At 68.2% G+C, this 1,187-nt stretch carries 1 protein-coding gene; it reads right to left on the bottom strand.

What is annotated here, in order from left to right; all coding sequences use genetic code 11:
* A partial coding sequence (locus tag HUK84_RS19205; protein WP_176641641.1) for a GlxA family transcriptional regulator occupies positions 1 to 1,009 on the bottom strand: 1,009 nt, incomplete at its 3' end.
* Between the last annotated feature and the right edge of the window lie 178 nt (positions 1,010 to 1,187).

The raw sequence follows: 1,187 nt of genomic DNA, 5'->3' as shown, positions 1-1,187 counted from the left end.
GGTCGGGGGCGGCGGTGCGGTGGCACGCGCTGGGGCTGATGCCGAACGCCGTCTTGAAATGGCGCGAGAAGTGCGAGCAGTCGGAAAACCCCATTTCGATGGCGATCTCCGTCACGCTCATTTCGCCCGCTTCCAGCAGGGCGCGGGCGTGGCGCAGCCGCAGCATGCGATAGAAATCCTGCGGCTTGCGGCCCAGCGTGCTCTGGAACAGGCGTTCCAGTTGCCGGCTGGAAATGCCCAGCCGGGCGGCGAGCTGCGCGATCGGCAGCGGCCGCGCCATGTTCTGCTCCATATGCAGGATGGCGCGCCGTACCCGGGGGTCGGCAAGCCGGGTCGCCGAGGCCAGGGTGGGGGGCTGCGGCTGCAGCCGGATCTGGCTGCCGCTCGTGCCGGCGCGTTCCATCAGCAGGATATGGCTGGCCTTCAGCCCGGCCGGGCGGCCGATGCTGCGTTCGATCAGGTGCAGCGCCACGTCGGCCGCCGCCCCCCCGCCCGAGCACGTGATGCGGTCGCCGTCATCGACGAACATCTGGTCGCTGACCGCCTCGTGCGCGGGAAACGCCTCCAGGAAATCCTGGCGATGATACCAGCTCACGCAGACGCGGCGATCATTCATCAGCCCGGCGCGGCACAGGGCGAAGGTGCCGGTACAGACGCCGATCAGGGTAATGCCCATCTCCGCCGCCCGGCGCAGCCAGACGGTGGTGACATGGTCGATCTGCTCCTGTCCGTGCAGCAGCCCGCCGACCACGACGATATAGTCGAAGGCCCGGGGATCGCCCAGCGGCGCGTCGCGCGCGATCGCCACGCCGCAACTGGAACGCACCGGATGGACCGAGGCCGACAGCACCTGCCACGCGCAATGGATCGGGCGGCTGCGGTCGTCCTTGTCGGCGGCAAGTCGCAGATGGTCGACGAACAGGGAAAAGGCGGACAACGTGAAATGATCGGCAAGGATGAAGCCGACGCGCAGGCGCGGCCTGATGCCGCCCGATGCCCCTTCTGACATGATCGCTCTCCCGGCACTTGATTTCTCATCCGCAATGAGACTACGGGACGGCTACGGCCGTGAACTGTCCCCGATACGACATAAATTTCATTTATTCCGCCATGGCGGTCAGTCGCCGGCCGGCAGGGACAGGCGTGCCTGCACGGCGGGCAGCGCCGGGGCGCCGTCGCGCGTGGCG

Origin of the sequence: Nguyenibacter vanlangensis, assembly GCF_013376155.1 — a bacterium.
Taxonomy (GTDB): Bacteria; Pseudomonadota; Alphaproteobacteria; order Acetobacterales; family Acetobacteraceae; genus Gluconacetobacter; species Gluconacetobacter vanlangensis.
This window is presented reverse-complemented; position numbering and strand designations above follow the sequence as displayed.